We start from the raw sequence: 17,682 nt of genomic DNA, 5'->3' as shown, positions 1-17,682 counted from the left end.
AACCAAAGATCGCCGCGCGGACCGGCGAAGACCCCTACTCGTTATCCGTCCCGGTGTCAGTGGACCGTTTCGAAGGCCGCCATCATCATCATGTCCTCGTGCTCCAGATTGTGGCAGTGCAACACGTACCGGCCGACGTGGTCGGTGAACCGGACCGCGACCTCGACCGTCTCCCAGGGCCGCAGGTCGATCGTGTCCTTCCAGCCCCCGTCGTAGTCGCCCGGACCGCGGCCCTGGCGGGTGAGGACCTGGAACGGGTCCAGATGCAGATGGACCGGATGATGCAGGTCGGAGTAGAACCGCCACACCTCGACCTCGCCGAGCCGCGGCGCGGCATCCATCCGGGCCGGGTCGAAGTCCTGGCCGTTGATCTGCCAGTGATTGCGGCCGTCGCTCGGGCCGCGCAGGAACTTCCACTCCCGGACCGGCGCGTCCGGGGCCGGGCGCAACGGCTCGATCGTGCTCAGCCGCTCCGGGATCGCGCTGTCGTCGGTGGACCGGCGCGCCACCCGGAACCGCATCACGGTGGCGGTGCTGCCCGAGCCGAGCGGGTTGATCATGGTGACCTCGGTGCCGACCGGATAGCCGGAGAAGTCGATCACCACGTCGAACCGCTCGGCCGGCGCGGCGACGAGGGCGGAATGGCCGACCGGCCGCTCCAGCAGGCCGCCGTCGCTGCCGATCTGGACGAACGAGTCGCCGCTCGGCGGCGGCGGATCCAGCTCCAGCCGGATCCGGCGGGCGTTGCAGGCGTTGACGATCCGGAACCGATATCGCACCGCGTCCACCTCGAGCTCGGGCCACGGGACACCGTTCACCAGCATCACATCACCGAGCACGCCGGCCGCGTACTCCCCGATCACGCCGCCGATCCGGGCCAGGTTGGGATCCAGCGACGGATAGCTCAGCGACCCGTCGGCGGCGAACGACCGGTCCATGATCATCAGGGGCAGATCACGATCACCGGTGGGCAGCGGCAACTGCTCCTCCTCGTCGTCGGTGATCAGGTGCAGACCGGCCAGCCCCCGCCAGACCTGGGCGCCGGTGAAGTCCATCCGGTGATCGTGGTACCACAGCGTCGCCGCCCGTTGATCATGCGGATACTCGTAGTCCCGCGAGCCCCGGGAGATGTCGGCGGTGGCTCCGCCGTGATCGACGTGGCCCGGGCCGACGATCCCGCCCTGCGGCAGCACCAGGTCGATCGGGTAGCCGTCGCTGGCGCTGGGGGTGTGTCCGCCGTGCAGATGGGTCACCGTCGGTACGGTCAGCGCGTTGGTGTGCCGGACGACGACCCTCTCACCGCGCCGGGCCCGGATCGTCGGGCCGGGCAGCAGCCCGTCGTACCCCATGATCTCGGTGCTCAGCCCGGGCAGGATCTCCAGCCGCGCCGTTCGCTGGGTGATCTCGTAGCGCGTCGTGCCGCCCGAGGTGGACGCCGGCGGCTTGACCGGCGGTGCCTGGAACGGCCGGGTGAACCGATCGGGCAGCGGCGCCGCGCTGGGCAGCAACCGGGCGGTCTGCTCCGGCGAACCGGCCGTGCCGGCACAGCCGACGAGTCCGGCACCGAGCCCGCCGGCGGCTCCGATCAGCAGGGTGCGGCGGCTGACGATCATGATCGGGCCCCGGAGTCTGCCGGCGAGCCGGCGGCGACTGCGGACCGGCGATCCCGGCTCGCCCGGGGCAACCAGACGATGATCGCGAGCAGGATCGAGGCGACGACGACGCCGACCCCGAGCGGGACGTGGATGCCGAGCTGGCGGGACCAGCCCATGCCGACCTGGAATCCCTCGACCAGGAACAGGATCGGGACGACGACGGCGATCCAGACCCGGCCGCCGGCGATCGCGTACAGCACAGCGACGAAGATCATCAGCAGGGCGATGAAGACGATCCCGTCGCCGCCCACGCCGTGCCAGGTGATGATGTCGAGATTGCCGGCCAGATATTGCCCCATCGTGATCGGCTGAGCGATGCACAACGCGGCGTGCACCAGGGTGAGGATCCGGAGTAGGGCGAGGCAGACCCGGAAGAACCGGCGGCGTCGGGGCCGTGGCGGCGTGGCCGGGGCGGCCGGGGTGGGCTGCGGAGGAGTGGTCGCTGACACGACGCTGACCATATAAGTAGGCTGTCTACATATCCATCGGTGATCGCCCCCAATCTGCGCCGGCGCCTCCCGTGACCTCCGGGGTCCCTGGCGGATCCGGCGGGACCGCTTTCCAGCAAGGTACGCGGGACTGTCGACACTCGACGATAGGTAGATCACCTACTGATCCCTGGGTGATCACCCCCAATCGGCCGCCGCGGACGCGCGCAACCCCGGATCGGATCGGCCGGCCGGTCATCCGGCACTACGCTGGGCGGCATGGCGAGCGATCGGGTCAAGGGCCACCTGGACGGCCTGCTGCTGGCGGTGATCGAGCACGGACCACTGCACGGGTATGCCGTGATCGAGGCACTGCAGCTCCGTTCCGGCGGCACCCTGGCGCTGCCGACGGGCACGGTGTATCCGGCCCTGCGGCGACTCGAGGAGTCGGGATGGATCAGCGGTCGCTGGTCGACCGTCGACGGTCGACGCCGTCGCACCTATCGACTGACCGCCGCCGGCCGGCGGGCACTCGGTGCCGAGCGGGCCGAATGGAGCGAGTTCTCGGGGGCGATCGAGAAGGTCCTCGGAGGGGTCCGATGAGGACACTCGACCCGATCGGCGCGACCGTGGCCGAGCTCGGCCGCCGCCTGCCGGCACCGCTGCGGCCTGCGGGACTGCTGGCCGAGATCCGAGACGGGCTGGACGACGCGGCGGCGGCCTATCGCCGAGCCGGACTGTCGCCGGCCGAGGCCGCCGACCGGGCGGTGGCGGACTTCGGGCCGATCGACGAGATCGTCGCCGAGTCCGGGGATACGGCGGTCGCCGGGTTCTGCCGGGCGGCCGCGTACACCTTGGGCCTTGGTTATCTGGTCACCATGATCGGCTGGCTGGTGCTCGGCGTGGCCGATCCCGGCGGGCCGGCCGGAATGAACCACGGGCCGGGGCCGGTGACGTTCTGGTTCGGCGGCCTGGCGCTGGCGGCCCTGGTCTCCGCGGTGCTGCTGTCTCGTCACCTGCGGGCCGGGGCTCGATGCCACCGACCCGCCCTGGCGACCGTTCCGCTCATGATCTGCACCAACGTGGTCTTCTGCGCCGTGACCCTGATCTCGGCCTACCTGGTGTCACCGTTCGACCCGAATCGGTGGGTCCCGGGTCACCGGTGGACTCTGCTCGACTACACCGAGACGCTGTCCGGCGCCGTGCAGGTGATCATCCTGCTGGCGGCACTGGCCTGCTTGCTGGCCGCCCTTCGGTTGCGTCGCGCCACGCTGACCGGCGGGCGCGACGCCCGGATGATCAGGACTTGACGGCCTCGATGGTCAGCGTGATGTCGACCTTGTCGCCGATCAGCAGCCGGTCGCCGTCCAGCGGGATGTTGAAGTCGACCTTGTAGTCGGCCCGGCTGATCGTGGTCCGGGCCTCGGCTCCGAGCCGGACCGCGCCGAACGCGTCGCCGGCGACACCGAGGAACTCGGCCGCCAGGTCGACGGACTTGGTCACGCCGTTGATCGACAGGTCACCGGTGATCGTGTAGTCGTCGCCGTCGGCCGTGATCGCGGTGCTGACGAAGGTGATCTCCTGGCCCCGCTCGGCGTCGAAGAAGTCGGTCGACTTGAGGTGGGTGTCGCGCTGCTCGTTGTTGGTGCCGATCGACGGGACCTTGATCGCGACGTTGACCGAAGCGTCGGTCGGGTCGTCGGACTTGGTGATGATCTCGCCGGAGAAGTCGGCGAACGTGCCGCGCACCTTCGACATCAGGTGCCGGACCGTGAAGCCGATCTCGGAGTGGGACGCATCGATGGACCAGTTGCCGGCGGCCAGGTTGCCGGTCTGAATGTCGTGGCTCATGAACTCTCCTCGCAGAGGATGGGGGGTGATTGGTTGATGTTTCAACCACTTCAGCATAGCTCCAAGGAAGTTGAATGGTCAACTTTCTCGGGTTACCGTGTGAGAACGTGCTGGTGACACCTCGGAGAGGAGCCCCCATGACACAGACCGATGACCAGCCCCGGACCGAGGACGTGATCTGGCTGACCGAGGATCAGCAGCGGACCTGGCGGGCGTACCTGCTCGGCAGCGCCCGGCTGAACGAGTTGCTCGACGCCGGCCTGCGCCGGTTCGGGCTCGACCTCGCCGAATACGAGATCCTGGTCGTCCTGTCGGAGTCCGACGAGGAGCATGTCCGGATGTCCGACCTGGCCCGGGCCGTGCACCAGTCCAAGTCCCGGCTGACCCACACCATCGCCCGGCTCGAGCGGGCAGGCCTGGTCCGCCGCACCTCCTGCCCGACCGACCGCCGCGGCGTCTGGGCCGTCCTGACCGAGTCGGGCCTGACCCTGCTGGACGAGGCGGCCAAGGACCACGTCCGAGCCGTCCGCGCCAACTTCGTCGAGGTCATCGGCCCCGCCGACTACGCCGCCCTCGGCCGCGCCTTCGCCGCCGTCGCCAGCCACACCGCCCCCGCCACCCCCTGACCCCACTGGTCACTCTGGCCACAGGTTGGTGAAGCTCGGTGCCGGTCTCGGGATTCCGCCCGGAGGTCGGGGCCGGCGCGGCGCTCACTACCATCGACGGGTGAGTACGCCGACCGACCTGGTGGCAGCGCATCGTGAGCTGGCCGAGCAGTTCCGCCGGCTCGGCATCGCCGAGAGCTACGACGACAGTTCGCTGACCCGGGCGCTGTACTCCTCCGATGCCTCGCTCTATCGGGTCGTGCCGCAGGCCGTCGCGCGGCCGCGGTCGATCGAGGAGGCGCTGGCGGCGGTCGCGGCGGCGCGGACCGCCGGGGTGCCGGTGACCACCCGGGGGGCGGGGACGTCCTGCGCCGGCAACGCGGTCGGCCCGGGCCTGATCATGGACACCGCCCGGCATCTCACCAAGATCACCGCGATCGACCCGGAGGCCCGGACGGCGACCGTCGAGCCGGGGGTGGTCCAGGCCTCGCTGCAGGCCGCCGCGGCGCCGCACGGGCTGCGGTTCGGGCCTGATCCGTCGACCCACACCCGGTGCACGATCGGCGGCATGATCGGCAACAACGCCTGCGGTCCGCGGGCGCTGGGCTACGGCAAGACGGCCGACAACGTGATCGGGCTGGATCTGATCACCGGATCCGGCGAGCGGCTTCAGGTGGGGCCGGGCCTCGATTCCGGTTCCTCCCCCACGCTGACCGCGCTGCGCGGTCTGGTCGGTGATCACCTCGGCGCGATCCGGACCGAGTTCGGCCGGTTCGGCCGGCAGGTGTCGGGCTACAGCCTGGAGCACCTGCTGCCGGAACGTAAGTTCGACGTGCCGCGCTTCCTGGCCGGCACCGAGGGCACGTTGGCGATCATCCTCGGCGCGACCGTACGGCTGGTCGCCGACGCCCCGCACAAGATCATGATCGCGCTCGGCTATCCGAGCATGGCCGACGCCGCCGACGCCACCCCGCTGATCTTGGAGCATCGGCCGACGGCCTGTGAGGGCCTGGATCGGCGGATCGTGGACGTGGTCCGCCGGGCCAAGGGCGACGCCGCAGTGCCGCCGTTGCCCCGCGGCGACGGCTGGATGCTGGTCGAGCTGGTCGGCGATGACCCGGCCGAGCTGCGGTCCCGGGCCGACGCCGCCCTGGCCGCCGCCGCTGCCTTGGACGGCTTCGTCGTCGACGATCCGGCCCGGGCGACGACACTGTGGAAGATCCGCGAGGACGGCGCCGGGCTGGCCGGGGTCAGCCTGAGCCGGCCGGCCTACGCCGGCTGGGAGGACGCCGCGGTGCCGCCGGAGAAGCTCGGCAGCTACCTGCGCGACTTCGACGCCCTGCTCCGTGATCATCACCTCGACGGTCTGCCGTACGGGCACTTCGGCGACGGCTGCGTGCACATCCGCATCGACTTCCCGCTGACCGATACCGGCGGGGCGGCAACGTACCGGGCCTTCGTCGAGGCCGCGGCCGACCTGGTTGCCGGCTATGGCGGGTCGATGTCCGGCGAGCACGGCGACGGCCGGGCCCGGTCGGCCTTGCTGCCGGCGATGTATTCCCCGCAGGCGATCAAGCTGTTCGGCCGGGTGAAGTCGATCTTCGACCCGGACAACCGGCTCAACCCGGGCGTGCTGGTCGATCCGCGGCCGGTCGACGCCGATCTGCGGACACTGGCGATCGTCGGCCGGAATGATCACTTCACCGAAGCGGTGCACCACTGCACCGGCGTCGGCAAGTGCCTGGCCGACGGCACCCCCGGGCTCGGCGTGATGTGCCCGTCCTACCAGGCGACCCGGGACGAGAAGGACTCCACCCGCGGCCGGGCCCGGGTGCTGCAGGAGATGATCAACGGCGACCTGGTCGACGGGGGCTGGCGGTCGCCGGAGGTGCACGAGGCGCTCGACCTGTGCCTGTCCTGCAAGGGCTGTGCCCGGGACTGCCCGACCGGGATCGACATGGCGGCGTACAAGGCCCAGGTCCTTGATCACAGCTACCGCGGTCGGCTGCGACCGCGCAGCCACTACGCACTGGGCTGGCTGCCCCGCTGGGGCCGGTTGATCACCAGGCTCGGCGCGCTGGCCGGCGTGATCAACGCCGCGATGTCGCTGCCGGGACTGCGCTCGGTGATCAAGTGGAGCGCCGGGGTCGACCAGCGCCGGCAACTGCCGCGGTTCGCCGGCCGGTCGGCCCGGAAGCGGATCCGGCGCACTGTCGGCGGCACCGGCAAGCCGGTGATCGTCTGGGTCGACTCGTTCTCCGACTGCTTCACCGGCGGCGGCGCCGACGCCATGGTGGAAGTGCTGCGCGCCGCCGGCTACGCACCGCGGCTGCTGGCCCGGAACGCCTGTTGCGGGTTGACCTGGATCAGCACCGGTCAGCTCGACGGCGCGCGCCGCCAACTCCGGCAGGCCCTCGACGTGCTGCATCCGGAGATCGCCGCCGGGGTGCCGGTGGTCGGGATGGAGCCGTCCTGCCTCGCGGTCTGGCGCAGCGACGCGCCGGAGTTGCTGCCGGACGATCCACGGGTGCCGGAGGTGGCGGCCGGGGTGCTGACCCTGGCCGAGCTGCTGCGGCGCACCGATGGTTGGACCCCGCCCGATCTGACCGGCGTCGAGTTGGTGGCGCAGCCGCACTGCCACCACGCGTCGATCATCGGCTGGCAGGCCGACGCCGCGCTGCTCGCCTCGACCGGCGCCGGCATCACCACGGTCGGCGGCTGCTGCGGTCTGGCCGGCAACTTCGGCGTCGAACAAGGGCATTACGAGGTGTCGGTCGCCGTGGCCGAGCACGACCTGCTGCCCGCTGTCGCCGCCCACCCGGACGCCCTGGTGCTGGCCGACGGCTTCTCCTGCCGCACCCAGCTGGCCGAGCTCGCCGACCGGACCGCGATCACCCTGGCCGAGCTGTTGATCAACCCGCCGGCACCGGTCGGCCGCGCGGCGATCACCCCGGACAGCACCGGCCGGACCGACCCGCTGGCCGCCGACGCCCCCAAACCGGTCCCGCACGAGGACGTCCCGAGGAGAACTTGATCATGCCGAAGCCACTGATCATCCAGGGTGCGGTGCTGCAGCAGAGCGGCCTACCCCGGCCGTACCGGGATTCCGCTCCGCTGGCGATCGTCGAGCTGGAGCTCGATCCGCCCGGGCCGGGCGAGGTCCTGGTCCGGATCGAGGCCGCCGGGCTCTGCCACTCCGATCTCTCCGTGGTCGACGGCAACCGGCCCCGGCCGACGCCGATGCTCCTCGGCCACGAGGCTGCTGGCCGGGTCGTCGAGTGCGGGCCCGGGGTCGATGATCTCCAGCCGGGGCAACGCGTGGTGATGGCGTTCCTGCCACGCTGCGAGGACTGCGCCGGCTGCGCTACCGACGGCCGGCTGCCGTGCACGACCGGCTCGGCGGCCAACAACGCCGGGACGCTGCTCGGCGGCGGACTCCGGCTGCGCCGGGCCGGCACCGCGGTCAACCACCATCTGGGGGTGTCCGGCTTCGCCACCCATGCGGTGATCAACCGGCGTTCGATGGTGCCGGTCGATGACGACGTCCCGCCGGATGTCGCCGCCGTGCTCGGCTGCGCCATGATCACCGGCGGCGGCGCGGTGATCAACGCCGGCCGGCCCCGAGCGGGCGACTCGGTGATCGTGGTCGGGCTCGGCGGGGTCGGGATGGCCGCCTTGATCACCGCCAAGTCGCTCGGACTGGGCCAGGTGATCGGCGTCGATGCCGTACCGGACAAGCTGGAGTACGCGAGCCGGCTCGGCGCCGACGCCGTCCATCCGCCCGACCAGGCCCTCGAACTCGGGCTGAAGGCGCCGGTGGTGATCGAGGCCGCCGGCAACGCCCGCGCCTTCGAGACCGCCGTCGCGCTGACCGGCGCCGGCGGCACCACCGTGACCGTCGGGCTGCCGGCCCCGACGGCGCAGGCGACGATCACCCCGCTCGGGCTCACCGCCGAGGCCCGGACCATCACCGGCAGCTATCTCGGCTCGGCCGTCCCGGCCCGCGACATCCCGCGCTACGCCCAGCTCTGGCGGGACGGGCGGCTGCCGGTCGAGTCGCTGATCTCCTCCCGGATCGAGCTCGCCGACATCAACACGGCCCTGGACGAGCTCGCCGACGGCCACGCCATCCGTCAGGTGATCATGTTCGATCCGGCCTGACCCAGTAGCGTTCGGGGCATGGACGAGTCCTATGGGGTGGACGAGTACGGGACGCCCGGGGGTCATGAGGTTCCGCCGGGGCGGACCACGCTCGGCGCGCTGCGCGGCGCCGGCTACCGCTACCACAGTGTCCGGACCGAGATCCGGGAAAACCTCGTCGCCAGGCTGAGCATGGGCCGGCCCAGCGTCTCGACGGTGGTCGGCTTCGACGACACCGTGCTGCCCGACCTGGAGCGGACGCTGTTCGCGCTGCACCACGTGGTCGCGCTCGGAGATCGGGGCCAGGGTAAATCGACCCTGCTGCGGGGGCTGCGGGAACTGCTCGATGTCTGGACTCCGGTGATCGACGGCAGCGTCCTGCACGAGCACCCGATGCGGCCGCAGAGCGCCTGGGCGCACTCACTGATCGCCGAGCACGGCGACGAGACCCCGGTGGACTGGATCAACCGGGACGTCCGGCTGGCCGAGCTCAGTTGCACCGCGGACATCACCGCGGCCGATCTGATCGGTGATCATGAACCGCAGCTCGGCCACGGCCTGCTGCCGGCGATGAACCGCGGCATCGTCGTCCTCGACGATCTGGCGGCCCTGCCGCCCCGGGCGCAGGCGGTGCTGGCGCGGGTGCTGTCCGACGGCGAGATCACGGCCCGTGGCGGAGCCACCCTGTTGCCGCTGGACACCCTCGTCGTCGCGGCCGCGGACCGGCGCGACTATCAGGAGTACGGCCGGGTGGTCGCGCCGTTGCGGGATCGGTTCGCCGGGGTGATCACGACCCACTATCCGCCGACCCTCGCCGACGAGATCGAGATCCTGCGCCGCAGCGCCGTGCTCGGCCCGCGCGACTCCAACCTGTTCATCCCGCAGGTGCCCGGCTATCTGATCGAGATCGTGGCCCGGTTCGCCCGGGCGGTCCGGGCGACGCCGGACTTCGAACCCGAGGCCGCGGCGAGCGTGCGGTACGGGATCGGCGCGCTGGAGACGCTGGGCGGTTCGGCGGCCCGCCGGGCCTCGCTGCATCGCGAGGACGCGATCGTCCGGCCGGCTGACCTGAGCACCCTGATCTCGGCCGGCCTTGCCCGGATCCGTTCAGCCGAAGGGGATCCGGAGCACGAGCGGCGGCTGCTGGCCGGGTTGCTCGACGAGGCGATCGCCCAGACCTGCCGGACCCGGCTGACCGAACAGGAGACCTCGATCATCGCGGCCCGGTTCGGCCACGGAGTCAGCCTGGCCACCGGACCCGACCGGTCCTCCCGCGAGGTCCTTGATCAACTCGGCACCGTGCCGCAGTTCTCGCAGTTGTTGCAGCAACTCGGCATCGGCGACGGCGCGGAGACACCGGGGCTGGCCGCGGGCGCGGTCGAGTTCGTCCTGGAGGGGTTGATCACGGAGGGTCAGGTCACCCGGCACCGGGAGCAGACGACGATCACCTACCGGTCGGCGAGCGAAGCCGGCCCGTGAGCTCGCCGGCCCCGCTCGATCTGGTCGCCGAGCTGATCCTGGACGGCGTCCCGGCCGACGACGCCGTCGCCACGCTGATCATGGACGGCCACGAACCGGCCGGCGTCGTCGGCCTGCGCGGTCTCCAGCCGGTCGCCGCCCGGCGGCGGGCCGTGATCGATCAGGTGCTGGCGGTGGATCCGGTGCTGGAGCGCGTGGCGGCAACGGTTGAGGAGGCGGCACGGCTGGAGCAGCGGGTGCTGTTCGCCGATCCCGATGATCTGGCCCGGTTCGAGGAGGCCGAGCTGCGTCACCGGCCCGGTTCGGCGGCGCTGGCGTACCAACTGTTGGCCCATCGTCGCTGGCGTTCGGCCGCGGCGGCGGAGATCTTCGCCGGAGCCCGCGCCGTGATCACCGCCTCCGTCCACCAGGTCCTCGTCGATCGCGCCATCGCGCGCTGGAGCCGGCTCGGTCGGGCCGCGTTAACCGCCATGGTCGCCGCGATCGAACGGTGTGCCGCGCTGATCGCCCCGGGATGGCGCGACCGGCCGGACTCCGACGTGCCGCTGTCCGAGGACGGCGAGCCGTTGCTCGGGCCACTGCTGACCATGATCACGAACCACCCGCCGGCCGAGCGGACCTTCGACCGGATGGTCGACGAGCTCGCCTGGCGGCGATCGGCGCACCATCGGTTGCTGTCCACCCTCGACGAGCGGGACCGGGATCGACTGTCGGCCGCCTGGCGGACCTTGATCGAATCCGAGCCGCGGCTGACCGGCCTGATCGACCTGCTCCACCGGCAACTCGACGGCCTGCACCGCCCGGACCACCTGCCCCACCCCGACGCCCTGCACCACCCCGACGCCCTGCACCACCGCGACGACCTGCCCCACCACGATGATCCGCACCACCCCGACAAGCGGCTCGCCGACCGCCACGTAACGGCCGGCTATCTGGGTGCCGATCTGATCGACCCGATCGCCGAGATCGCCGACCTTGATCAACTCGAGCACGGGCTGGCTCAGGACTACCCCGGCGCCGGCCTCGATGACCTCGACGAGGACGCCGTCGCCCGCCTCCTCGGCCACCGGGCCGAGACCGACCTCGCGCGCCTCCGTCGGATCGCCCGTCCCCTCCTCGGCGACCGCGGCACCGCGCTGCGCGCCCGCCGCCGGCTCCCCGCCGCCGCCCTCCGCCGGGCCCTCACCCCGGAGCTCCGGCGGCGACTCGCGGCGGCCGGCGAGCATGATCAGGACGACCCCGAGGCGATCGTGCTGATCATCGACGGCGCCTCGGCCGATCCGATCACCGGCGTCGCCGGGCAGGCTGTCGCTCTCACTGTTCACGGTCTCCTGCACCGGCTGGGTCGCACCATCCGGACGGAGGTCCTGATCATCGACGAGCACGGCAGCCCCAGAGTCCTGAGCCCCACCGACCTGGCGAACCTCCACCGGGGCCCGCGATCCGTCGCCCCCACCGGCCGACCCGGTAGCCGCGCCCCGTCGCCCAGGCCGGACGAGCTCCGACCCGAGGCGTCCGCCAACTCCCCAGCCGGATCTGCGCTCGATCCCGGTCCCTGGGTCGCCGCGATCCGCCGCGCCGTGGCCCGCACCGGCGCCGAGCGAGCCGCGATCATGATCCTCACCGGTGACCGCACCCTGGACCGACGCCCGCTGGACCGCCTGGCCCGACAAACGGGCTGGACCGTAGCCGCGATCCCGCCGCCTCCGCCGAGCGCACGCCCCGGCGATCGGATCACCCTCGCGACCCGCCGGACCGCCGAGGCGCTGATCAACCACCTGGCCGGCGACTGAGATCCGGCATCCGCTCCGCGCCGCGACCGCTATCGGTCCCCGCGACCCCCACAGCCTTCGCGCCGGCCGAGAACAGTCGCGTCGAGGGAAGTCCGTGCCCGAAGTGACCACTCGACGAAAGCATCGAACACTCGGGCCGAACCGGCGGTAGGCCGTAAGCCCCGCCGACAGTCCAAACCCATCCGCTCTTGGTGCGTCTTTCGGCCGGTAGGCCGCAATCCCGGGGGGAGGTATCTCCTGGCTTGCCCCCTTCGACAGGCTCAGGACATGCTTCGACAGGCCCAGGGAACGGACCAACAGACGCCGGCCAGCTCGGCATCCGCACCGCGGCCGCGACCGCTATCGGTCCCCACGACTCCCACAGCCTTCGCGCCGGCCGAGAACAGTCGCGTCGGCGAGGAAGGGCGGAGGGGATCAGGTGAGTTCGTCTGGGTGGCCTGGTGGCCCGGGCGGCCGATGGGCCGCTCGTCCTGCTTCAGTCGGGCCTCGTAGACGGCTTCGCGCCACTTTGTGCGGCTTCGCCCCACCTATAACGGTTGCGAAGCGCGAGTAAGGGGCGCGAAGCCGGGTGACCGCGCCGATTGGTGGATCCGAGGGAAGTCCGTGCCCGAAGTGACCGCTCGACGAAAAGCATCGAACACTCGGGCCGAACCGGCGGTCGGCCGTAAGCCCCGCCGACAGTCCAAACCCATCCGCTCTTGGTGCGTCTTTCGGCCGGTAGGCCGCGATCCCGGGGGGAGGTATCTCCTGGCTTGCCCCCTTCGACAAGCTCAGGACATGCTTCGACGGGCTCAGGGAACGGACGCTCCCACCTGAGAAGGAGCCTGTCGAAGAGCCGGGCCCGATCACCGCCCCACGCCCTTCGACAAGCTCAGGGAACGAACAAACAGATCCCCGGCCAGATCGGGATCCGCTCCGCGGACCGAGGGCTCAGGTGAGTTCGTCCGGGGTCGCCTCGTGGCCCGGGCGGCCGATGGTCCGCTCCTGCTGCTTCAGTCGGGCTTCGTAGACGTGGCGCCGGCCGGCCAGCAGCTGATCGCGCGCCTCCTGCTCGTAGGCGCGGAAGACCGACCAGTAGCCGTCGTCGTACTCCTCGACGATCTGGAAGGTCCAGCGGCCGGGCAGCACGTTGCGGCCCCACAGGTCGGACTCGATCCGGTCCGCCAGGTCGGCGTGACCGGCCTCGCGCAACTCGGTCAGGGCCTCGCCGAGCTTGATGTCGGCCGAGCCGGTGAGCTGGTGGAACGCGTACAGCTGACCGCGGGCGCGCTCGCAGGTCTCCAGGGCCTCGGTGAGCTTGCCGACCGCCGTCACCGTCTGATCATCGACACCCTCGGGCGCTTGATGGGCCGGCGACGGCAGCTCCTTGTCCTTGGCGTCAACCATGACCGGCCCCGTACCCGGATCAGGACCGGGTCAGTCGCCGGTGGGTGGTCCGGTGCGGCCGGGCGGCCTCGGCGCCGAGGCGCTCGATCTTGTTGGCCTCGTAGTCGGCGAAGTTGCCCTCGAACCAGAACCAGGAGGCCTCCTGCTCCTCGGTCCCCTCCCAGGCCAGGATGTGCGTCGCCACCCGGTCCAGGAACCACCGGTCGTGGGAGATCACCACGGCGCAGCCGGGGAACTCCAGCAGCGCGTCCTCCAGCGACTGCAGGGTCTCCACGTCCAGGTCGTTGGTCGGCTCGTCGAGCAGCAGCAGGTTGCCGCCGATCTTGAGCGTCAGCGCCAGGTTCAGCCGGTTCCGCTCACCGCCGGACAACACCCCGGACGGCTTCTGCTGATCCGGGCCCTTGAAGCCGAACGAGGCGACATAGGCCCGGGACGGCATCTCGAAGCTGGCGACCTTGATGTGATCAAGACCGTCGGAGACGACCTCCCAGACGTTCCGCTTCGGGTCCAGGCCGGACCGGCTCTGGTCGACGTAGGACACCTTGACCGTCTCGCCCAGCTTCAGCGAGCCGCCCTCCGGAGTCTCCTCGCCGACGATCATCCGGAACAGCGTCGACTTGCCGACGCCGTTGGGCCCGACGACACCGACGATGCCGGCCCGGGGCAGCGAGAAGGACAACCCGTCGAAGAGCTGCCGGTCACCATACCCCTTGACCAGCTTGTCGACCTCGAGCACCACGTTGCCCAGCCGCGGGCCCGGCGGGACGTTGATCTCCTCGAAGTCGAGCTTGCGGGTGCGCTCCGCCTCGGACGCGAGCTCCTCGTAACGGGCCAGTCGGGCCCGGTTCTTGGCCTGCCGAGCCTTCGGGTTGGACCGGACCCACTCCAGCTCGCGCTCCAGGATCTTGGCCCGCTTGGCGTCCTTGCGACCCTCCAACTGCAGCCGGGACCGCTTGGTCTCCAGGTAGGTCGAGTAGTTGCCCTCGTACGGGTGCGTCTTGCCCCGGTCGATCTCGAGGATCCACTCCGCGACGTTGTCCAGGAAGTACCGATCGTGGGTCACCGCGAGGACGGCGCCCGGATAGGTCTTCAGGTGGCCCTCCAGCCAGTGCACCGACTCGGCGTCCAGGTGGTTGGTCGGCTCGTCCAGCAACAGCAGGTCGGGCTGTTGCAGCAGCAGCTTGCACAACGCCACCCGGCGCCGCTCGCCACCGGACAGGATGCTGACGTCGGCGTCACCGGGCGGGCAGCGCAGTGCGTCCATCGCCTGCTCGAGCTGCGAGTCCACCTCCCACGCGTCGCGGCGATCCAGCTCCGTCTGCAGCTCACCCATCTCGGCCAGCAGCGCGTCGTAGTCGGCATCCGGGTCGGCCATCGCCTCGGCCACCTCGTTGTACCGGCGAGACAGCGCCTTGGTCTCGGCGACCGCTTCCTCGATGTTTTCCAGGACGGTCTTGCCCTCGGTCAGCGGCGGCTCCTGCAGCAGGATGCCGACGGTGGCCTCCTTGGCCAGCCGCGCCTCACCGTTGTTGGTGTGCTCCAGCCCCGCCATCACCTTCAGCAGGGTCGACTTGCCGGCACCGTTCGGGCCGACGACGCCGATCTTCGCGGCCGGCAGGAAGTCGAGGGTGACGTTGTCCAGGATGAGCTTCTCACCGAGGGTCTTGCGGACGTTGTGCAACGAGTAAACGTACTCAGCCATGGAATGCGCATGCCTTCACGATTGGGACTTCTGTGGGTGTGCAACCGCCAAGTATGCCAGCGGCCGCCACAACCGTGATCCCGCCCGACCCGGACCCGCCACCATCGGCTCGAGGGTCACGATGAAACCGCACCGCGACCCTCGCGCCCCGAAGCGATCAAGCCATGGCCAGCCGATCCGCCGACGCCTCGGCCGATGCCGGCTCGGCGCCGTCGAGGTCGTCCTCAGCTCCGTCGGATCGCTCCACCGTCTCGATCAGGTCGCCCATGTCGGCCTCCTCGTACGGCTGGTTGCGCTCGGTCTTCTTGAACATGCTGGTGCCTCGGGCCAGGTCGTGGCCGACCGTCACCGCTTCGATCACCGTGCGCTCGTTGGTCTCGCCGTCCCGCTCCCAGGTCTCTCGGCGCAGCTTGCCCCAGACGTGCACGGGGTCGCCCTTGCTGACGCTCGATCCGACGTTCTGGGCCAGTGCGCGGAAGCAGACCACGGTGATCCAGTTGGTCACGCCGTCGATCCAGACGCCGCCCCGCCTGACCCGCGGGGTCGCGGCCAGCCGGAACGACGCATGGTGCGTGGTGTAGCTGCGATCGGGCGAGGTCAGGCACCGATATTCGACGGCGCCGCCGACCCACCCGGTCATGCTGACATAGGTATCCATCTGCTCTTCCCTCTCTCCTGGTCCGTTCGGACATCTCACGAAGGAGGATGGCGAGGCCGCCCGGAATCGTTCGCCTCGTCGAAAATCTGTGGACAAGCGGATTCGCCCGAGCCTAGCTGTGGACAACGCCCGAACCCGAGAAACGTCACCGATCGGTAAGGCCGGCCGGGCCCGGCGAGCGGCCCGGCGGCCGCCGCGGCCAGCCATGCTGGGACGATGCGACGCATTCTCCTTCCCGTGGCGGCCGTGGTCGTGGTGCTGGCCCTGGTCGCGGGGTTGTGGCTGTTTCAGCCGTGGCGGCTGTTCACTTCGAGCACCGTCGACGAGGCGGACCCGGGCACGGTGCCGTCAGCGCCGGCGGCCGATCCGGCGAGCCCTGAGCCGACTCCGGGCGACGACCGTACGCCGACCCCGAAGCCCGACCCGGACCGCAGCCCGTCGGCGCGGCCGACCCCGAGCCCGAAGCAGCGGGACCGGGTGCTGGCGCGGGGCACGTTCGAGGACGCCGAGCACGGCACCTCCGGCTCGGCCGTGCTGCGGCAGCTGGCCGACGGGCGGCGGGTGCTGCGGCTGGAAGACCTGGACACCTCCGACGGGCCGGACCTGCACGTCTGGATCACCGACCAGCCCAGCGGTGGCGAGTGGGGTTCCTACGACGACGGCCGGTATGTGAAGCTGGGCGCGCTCAAGGCCAACCGTGGCAACCAGAACTACGTGATCCCCGAGGACGCGGAGCTGGACGGGCTGACCTCGGTGGTGATCTGGTGCGACCGGTTCGACGTCGCGTTCGGGACCGCACCGGTCGACCTCTGATCCTGACTGACCGGAATCCGAGGAGGATCCATGGCCGCGAGACCACGGGTCGCGGTGATCGGCGCCGGCGTGATCGGCACCGCCGTCGCGGCCGAGCTGGCCGGCCGCGACGCGGCCGTGACGCTCTTCGAGTCCGGCGAACCCGGCAGCGGCACCTCGGGCCTGTCCTTCGCCTGGGTCAACTCGAGCAACAAGCACCCGGCCGATTACCACGCGCTCAACGCGGCCGGGTTGGCCGCACACCACCGGATGTTGGCCCGTGGTGCCGACGCGTTCGTACCGAACGGACGGCTGGAGTTCGCCACCGAGCCGGCTCATGCCGAGCGACTCGACACCCGGGTGCACCGGCTCACCGCGGACGACTATCCGGCCGAGTGGATCAGCCCGGAGCAGGCCCGGGCGCTGGAGCCGATGATCATGATCCCGGCCGACATCGACGCGGTCGCCTGGTTTCCGACCGAGGGCCACTGCTGGCCGGACCGGTTGATCAAGATCCAACTGGCCGCCGCGGCCGAGCGAGGTGCCCGGCTTCGGTCCGGCGAGCGGGTCCGCGGGATCGACGGGCCGCGGCTCCGGCTCGACACCGGCACGGAGGATTTCGACGTCGTCGCGGTCTGCGCCGGACGCTGGACCGGAGCGCTGGCCGCCACCGCAGGCGTCCCGATCCCCATGATCGAACCCGCGGCGGGGAACGCGGCGGTCGGCTATCTGGCCGAGACCGCACCACTGCCCCGGCGGCCGGACAGAGTGATCATGACCTCGGCGATCAGCGTGCGGCCGGCCCGGGGCGGCGGGTTGCTGCTCCAGGCGCTCGAGCTGGACGACTCGGCCGACCCCGCGCAGCCGGCCCCGGACCGGATCCGGCCCGAACTGGCCCGCCGGCTGGCCGAGCTGCTGCCGGCGGCCGAGGTCGCGATCACCGTTCGGGTCGGCCAACGCTCACTGCCCGCCGACGGCCTGCCGATCGCCGGGTTCGCCGATCCGGACCACCGGCTCTATCTGCTCGCCAGCCACAGCGGCGTCACCCTGGCCCCGCTGCTCGGCGAGTTGGCGGCCCGGGAGATCCTCGGCGAGCCGGTGCCGGAGCTGGCACCGTACCGACCGGATCGTTTCCGTGAGCAGCGCCCGACGGCGACCGCGCCGCGACAGACCGGCAGTCAGTGACCGCGGCC

General features: G+C 71.1%; 15 protein-coding genes. 9 read left to right on the top strand and 6 right to left on the bottom strand.

What is annotated here, in order from left to right; translation table 11 throughout:
* Nucleotides 1-56 precede the first annotated feature (56 nt).
* Together FNH24_RS01930 and FNH24_RS01925 are read right to left on the bottom strand one after the other, a co-directional pair.
* Nucleotides 57-1,613: a multicopper oxidase family protein gene (locus FNH24_RS01930; protein ID WP_152360424.1), complete on the bottom strand. Its 1,557-nt coding sequence runs from the start codon at nt 1,611-1,613 to the stop codon at nt 57-59.
* Nucleotides 1,610-2,104, bottom strand: coding sequence for a hypothetical protein (locus tag FNH24_RS01925; protein WP_152360423.1), 495 nt, complete (start codon nt 2,102-2,104; stop codon nt 1,610-1,612). Before FNH24_RS01925 ends, FNH24_RS01930 begins: the two co-directional genes overlap by 4 nt.
* 258 nt (nt 2,105-2,362) lie before the next feature.
* Between FNH24_RS01925 and FNH24_RS01920 the strand changes: the two genes are divergently transcribed.
* Together FNH24_RS01920 and FNH24_RS01915 are read left to right on the top strand one after the other, a co-directional pair.
* Entirely contained in the window at nt 2,363-2,686 is a 324-nt protein-coding gene (locus tag FNH24_RS01920; RefSeq protein WP_152360422.1) for a PadR family transcriptional regulator, read from the top strand.
* Complete coding sequence (locus FNH24_RS01915; protein ID WP_152360421.1) at nt 2,683-3,393, top strand: permease prefix domain 1-containing protein; 711 nt, start codon at nt 2,683-2,685, stop codon at nt 3,391-3,393. The genes FNH24_RS01920 and FNH24_RS01915 overlap by 4 nt, the downstream gene beginning before the upstream one ends.
* Here the strand turns inward: FNH24_RS01915 and FNH24_RS01910 are convergent.
* Nucleotides 3,383-3,934 (bottom strand): YceI family protein, encoded by a 552-nt coding sequence (locus FNH24_RS01910; RefSeq protein ID WP_152360420.1) that lies wholly within the window; start codon nt 3,932-3,934, stop codon nt 3,383-3,385. The genes FNH24_RS01915 and FNH24_RS01910 overlap by 11 nt on opposite strands.
* Before the next feature lie 137 nt (nt 3,935-4,071).
* Here FNH24_RS01910 and FNH24_RS01905 point away from each other — a divergent pair, with 137 nt between their 5' ends.
* The 5 genes from FNH24_RS01905 to FNH24_RS01885 all read left to right on the top strand — a co-directional run bounded on the left by FNH24_RS01905 (nt 4,072) and on the right by FNH24_RS01885 (nt 11,951).
* Nucleotides 4,072-4,560 carry a MarR family winged helix-turn-helix transcriptional regulator gene (locus tag FNH24_RS01905; RefSeq protein WP_152360419.1) on the top strand — a complete coding sequence of 163 codons (489 nt, stop codon included), beginning with the start codon at nt 4,072-4,074 and terminating at the stop codon, nt 4,558-4,560.
* Nucleotides 4,561-4,660: 100 nt separating this feature from the next.
* On the top strand, nt 4,661-7,573 hold the full coding sequence (locus tag FNH24_RS01900) for an FAD-binding and (Fe-S)-binding domain-containing protein (protein WP_425486869.1): 2,913 nt from the start codon (nt 4,661-4,663) through the stop codon (nt 7,571-7,573).
* A 2-nt stretch (nt 7,574-7,575) separates the two neighbouring features.
* Nucleotides 7,576-8,700: an alcohol dehydrogenase catalytic domain-containing protein gene (locus FNH24_RS01895; RefSeq protein WP_152360418.1), complete on the top strand. Its 1,125-nt coding sequence runs from the start codon at nt 7,576-7,578 to the stop codon at nt 8,698-8,700.
* Between the two features lie 18 nt (nt 8,701-8,718).
* Nucleotides 8,719-10,158 carry a sigma 54-interacting transcriptional regulator gene (locus tag FNH24_RS01890; protein WP_152360417.1) on the top strand — a complete coding sequence of 480 codons (1,440 nt, stop codon included), beginning with the start codon at nt 8,719-8,721 and terminating at the stop codon, nt 10,156-10,158.
* Complete coding sequence (locus FNH24_RS01885) at nt 10,155-11,951, top strand: vWA domain-containing protein (protein ID WP_152360416.1); 1,797 nt, start codon at nt 10,155-10,157, stop codon at nt 11,949-11,951. The genes FNH24_RS01890 and FNH24_RS01885 overlap by 4 nt, the downstream gene beginning before the upstream one ends.
* Before the next feature lie 930 nt (nt 11,952-12,881).
* Here the strand turns inward: FNH24_RS01885 and FNH24_RS01880 are convergent.
* From FNH24_RS01880 to FNH24_RS01870, 3 genes are all read right to left on the bottom strand, one after another.
* A complete protein-coding gene (locus tag FNH24_RS01880) occupies nt 12,882-13,337 on the bottom strand; it encodes a hypothetical protein (protein WP_152360415.1) in 456 nt (151 codons plus the stop codon).
* Between the two features lie 19 nt (nt 13,338-13,356).
* Nucleotides 13,357-15,039: an energy-dependent translational throttle protein EttA gene (gene ettA, locus FNH24_RS01875; RefSeq protein WP_152360414.1), complete on the bottom strand. Its 1,683-nt coding sequence runs from the start codon at nt 15,037-15,039 to the stop codon at nt 13,357-13,359.
* 157 nt (nt 15,040-15,196) lie between these two features.
* On the bottom strand, nt 15,197-15,697 hold the full coding sequence (locus tag FNH24_RS01870; protein WP_161605951.1) for a single-stranded DNA-binding protein: 501 nt from the start codon (nt 15,695-15,697) through the stop codon (nt 15,197-15,199).
* A gap of 216 nt (nt 15,698-15,913) precedes the next feature.
* Between FNH24_RS01870 and FNH24_RS01865 the strand changes: the two genes are divergently transcribed.
* Together FNH24_RS01865 and FNH24_RS01860 are read left to right on the top strand one after the other, a co-directional pair.
* Complete coding sequence (locus FNH24_RS01865; RefSeq protein ID WP_152360412.1) at nt 15,914-16,510, top strand: DM13 domain-containing protein; 597 nt, start codon at nt 15,914-15,916, stop codon at nt 16,508-16,510.
* Nucleotides 16,511-16,540: 30 nt separating this feature from the next.
* A complete protein-coding gene (locus FNH24_RS01860) occupies nt 16,541-17,674 on the top strand; it encodes an NAD(P)/FAD-dependent oxidoreductase (RefSeq protein WP_152360411.1) in 1,134 nt (377 codons plus the stop codon).
* Nucleotides 17,675-17,682 lie beyond the last annotated feature (8 nt).

The sequence above is a fragment of the Microlunatus speluncae genome, assembly GCF_009299835.1.
GTDB lineage: Bacteria > Actinomycetota > Actinomycetes > Propionibacteriales > Propionibacteriaceae > Microlunatus > Microlunatus speluncae.
Note: the sequence above shows the minus strand (reverse complement) of the source record. Positions and strands in the feature narration are given on the sequence as shown.

What these genes read in the sequence shown, in the direction of transcription:
- FNH24_RS01930 (WP_152360424.1), bottom strand. Translation starts at nt 1,613, where the DNA reads ATGATCGTCAGCCGCCGCACCCTGCTGATCGGAGCCGCCGGCGGGCTC.
- FNH24_RS01920 (WP_152360422.1), top strand. Translation starts at nt 2,363, where the DNA reads ATGGCGAGCGATCGGGTCAAGGGCCACCTGGACGGCCTGCTGCTGGCG.
- FNH24_RS01915 (WP_152360421.1), top strand. Translation starts at nt 2,683, where the DNA reads ATGAGGACACTCGACCCGATCGGCGCGACCGTGGCCGAGCTCGGCCGC.
- FNH24_RS01910 (WP_152360420.1), bottom strand. Translation starts at nt 3,934, where the DNA reads ATGAGCCACGACATTCAGACCGGCAACCTGGCCGCCGGCAACTGGTCC.
- FNH24_RS01905 (WP_152360419.1), top strand. Translation starts at nt 4,072, where the DNA reads ATGACACAGACCGATGACCAGCCCCGGACCGAGGACGTGATCTGGCTG.
- FNH24_RS01895 (WP_152360418.1), top strand. Translation starts at nt 7,576, where the DNA reads ATGCCGAAGCCACTGATCATCCAGGGTGCGGTGCTGCAGCAGAGCGGC.
- FNH24_RS01890 (WP_152360417.1), top strand. Translation starts at nt 8,719, where the DNA reads ATGGACGAGTCCTATGGGGTGGACGAGTACGGGACGCCCGGGGGTCAT.
- FNH24_RS01880 (WP_152360415.1), bottom strand. Translation starts at nt 13,337, where the DNA reads ATGGTTGACGCCAAGGACAAGGAGCTGCCGTCGCCGGCCCATCAAGCG.
- ettA (WP_152360414.1), bottom strand. Translation starts at nt 15,039, where the DNA reads ATGGCTGAGTACGTTTACTCGTTGCACAACGTCCGCAAGACCCTCGGT.
- FNH24_RS01870 (WP_161605951.1), bottom strand. Translation starts at nt 15,697, where the DNA reads ATGGATACCTATGTCAGCATGACCGGGTGGGTCGGCGGCGCCGTCGAA.
- FNH24_RS01865 (WP_152360412.1), top strand. Translation starts at nt 15,914, where the DNA reads ATGCGACGCATTCTCCTTCCCGTGGCGGCCGTGGTCGTGGTGCTGGCC.
- FNH24_RS01860 (WP_152360411.1), top strand. Translation starts at nt 16,541, where the DNA reads ATGGCCGCGAGACCACGGGTCGCGGTGATCGGCGCCGGCGTGATCGGC.